Here is a 2,029-nt window from a genome sequence, read left to right as displayed (position 1 = left end):
GACCGTGCCCCGTGCCGGACCGGGCCGCCGGGTCACCCGGGCGGTCGGCCCGGACTCGCCGACGTCGAGCCCGGCGACCCGCCGGGCGCGGTGCCGGGTGGCCGGGGCGGTGTCCGCGGCGTACTCGACGATCGTGCGCAGCACCGCCGGGTCGATCTCCAGGACACCGCGCTCGGCGGGGTCGGGGAGGGTGCTCACCGGTCGCGGCCCCGGCCGAGGCCGGACAGGTCCAGCTCGCCGTCGAGGAGCCGGCCGACGACCAGGCCGATGATGCCGAGCACCAGGGTGATGACGAAGGCGAGGAAGCCGCCGGTGGCACCGGCGACTCCGAGCAGGAGGCCGGCGAGCAGGCCGGTCTGGGTGGCGTTCATGGAATGTCCTCTCCGGGACGGGTGGAGCGGTGGGCGTGCCGGCCGGGCCGGTCGACCCGGGGGTGTGTGCGACGTCGGATGGTGCGGATCAGGGCCACCAGGACCCGGGTCGGCAGCGGCAGGTCCGGCACGATCTCGATCGGTGCGTCGTAGCGGCGGTCGTCCGGGTCGGGCGTCCGGCCGGCGTGCGGGTCGGCCGCGAGCGCGCGGAAGCGGGCCAGCCCGGCGCGGAAGACCTCCGGGTCACCGCCGCGGTCGGGGTGGTGGGTTCGGACGAACGAGCGGTAGGCCGACCGCTGCGCGGGGGTCAGGCCCCCGTGCCCGCCGGGATCCGGCTCGTCCATCCCGTACCCACCTCCACCTCAGGGGACCTCCACGTCCGCGACCGTCACGTCGACGGGGACCCCGTCGACCAACGGCGCGAGGGACGCCCGCAGCGCCGCGACGGTAGCCGGGATCGGCCGGTCCAGGCGCAGCACCACCCCGATCTCGACCGGTTCGTCGGTACGGCCGACGAGCACGCCGACCAACCGCCGCCCGGACAGCCAGGTCGCGACGGTCCCGAAGGTGCCGCCGTCGAGCCGCACCACCGACGGGTGCGCGACGACGGCCTCGGCGACCAGCTCGGCCAGCGTGGCCGGTGCCGGTTCCCGGCGCCGCTGCGCGGCGACCTCCGCCGCACCGGGCGGACCGGTGACCACGGCGGCGGGGGACCGGGCGTCGGGCGGGGTCGGCTCGGACACCGTCACTCCACGACGCGGCCGGTCGGGGCCGGAGCCACCGGGGCCTCGTCGCGGTTGTCGTCCTCGCCGGCCAGGTGGATGTCGTTCACCGAGATGTTGACCTCGATGACCTCCAGTCCGGTCATCCGCTCGACGGCGCCGACGACGTTGCGGCGGACCGCGGAGGCCAGGTCGGCGATGGCGACGCCGTACTCGACGACGACGTCCAGGTCGACCGCGGCCTGCTTCTCGCCGACCTCGACGGCCACGCCGGCGACGGTGGAGGCGCCGCTGGTGCCGCCGCCGGGGATGCGCTCGCGCAGCGCACCGAAGGCGCGGGATGCGCCGGAGCCCATGGAGTACACGCCGGAGACCTCGCGCGCGGCGATGCCGGCGATCTTCTGGACGACGGACGCGGCGATGGTGGTGCGGCCCTGGCCGGTGCCGTCGGCGAGGCGTCCCGCGGGGGGCGCGGCCGGGGTCGTGGCGGGGGTGGTGGTCGGGGCGCCGGAGGTCATCGGTGCTCCTCTCACGGGCCGGCCCCGGGTGGGGGCCCGCCGCGGTGCGTGTGGTGTCCCCCGTGGGATGCCCGTCCGTGGCCCTCCCTCACGGTGGTTCACTCGTTCGGAGGAGCCGGGGTCCCGGGGGCGGCGCGGACGTAGTGCAGCAGCAGGGTCCCGTCGGCGGCCGCCTCGTGGCCGGCCAGGCGCAGCGCGCGCGGTACGGGCAGGGGCCGCGGCCCGGTCGCGATCCGTCCCTCCGGGCCCCCGACCAGCACCGGAACCAGGGTGAGGCGCAGCTCGTCGACGACGTCGGCCCCGACCAGCGCGCCGAGCAGGGTCGGCCCGCCCTCGCACAGCACGGAGGTGTGGCCGCGGCGGGCGAGCGCGGCGAGCAGTGCGGCGGGGGAGAGGTCGTCGAGCAGCACGACCTCGG

Annotated in this window: 5 protein-coding genes and 1 pseudogene; all 6 read right to left on the bottom strand. The window is 77.2% G+C overall.

The features are described from left to right. Positions 1 to 198 (bottom strand): annotated as a pseudogene (locus GTW08_RS07655) (hypothetical protein); the annotation flags it as partial. Beyond that, positions 195 to 371 (bottom strand): hypothetical protein, encoded by a 177-nt coding sequence (locus GTW08_RS30970; RefSeq protein ID WP_167410056.1) that lies wholly within the window; start codon positions 369 to 371, stop codon positions 195 to 197. The gene GTW08_RS30970 and the pseudogene GTW08_RS07655, both read right to left, overlap by 4 nt. Continuing rightward, the gene (locus GTW08_RS07650) at positions 368 to 715 is read right to left on the bottom strand and encodes a hypothetical protein (RefSeq protein ID WP_073577085.1); all 348 of its coding nucleotides are present in this window, start codon (positions 713 to 715) and stop codon (positions 368 to 370) included. The genes GTW08_RS30970 and GTW08_RS07650 overlap by 4 nt, the downstream gene beginning before the upstream one ends. An 18-nt stretch (positions 716 to 733) precedes the next feature. Next, on the bottom strand, positions 734 to 1,114 hold the full coding sequence (locus GTW08_RS07645; protein ID WP_237453638.1) for a hypothetical protein: 381 nt from the start codon (positions 1,112 to 1,114) through the stop codon (positions 734 to 736). A 2-nt stretch (positions 1,115 to 1,116) separates the two neighbouring features. Next, entirely contained in the window at positions 1,117 to 1,611 is a 495-nt protein-coding gene (locus tag GTW08_RS07640; protein ID WP_161151664.1) for an Asp23/Gls24 family envelope stress response protein, read from the bottom strand. 98 nt (positions 1,612 to 1,709) lie between these two features. After that, on the bottom strand, positions 1,710 to 2,029 hold a 320-nt coding region (locus GTW08_RS07635), incomplete at its 5' end, for a dihydrofolate reductase family protein (protein ID WP_202416650.1).

The sequence above is a fragment of the Pseudonocardia sp. SID8383 genome, assembly GCF_009864975.1.
Taxonomy (GTDB): Bacteria; Actinomycetota; Actinomycetes; order Mycobacteriales; family Pseudonocardiaceae; genus Pseudonocardia; species Pseudonocardia alni.
This window is presented reverse-complemented; position numbering and strand designations above follow the sequence as displayed.

Excerpts from the sequence above, each read along its gene's own strand:
- GTW08_RS30970 (WP_167410056.1), bottom strand. The coding sequence starts at position 371 with ATGAACGCCACCCAGACCGGCCTGCTCGCCGGCCTCCTGCTCGGAGTC.
- GTW08_RS07650 (WP_073577085.1), bottom strand. The coding sequence starts at position 715 with ATGGACGAGCCGGATCCCGGCGGGCACGGGGGCCTGACCCCCGCGCAG.
- GTW08_RS07640 (WP_161151664.1), bottom strand. The coding sequence starts at position 1,611 with ATGACCTCCGGCGCCCCGACCACCACCCCCGCCACGACCCCGGCCGCG.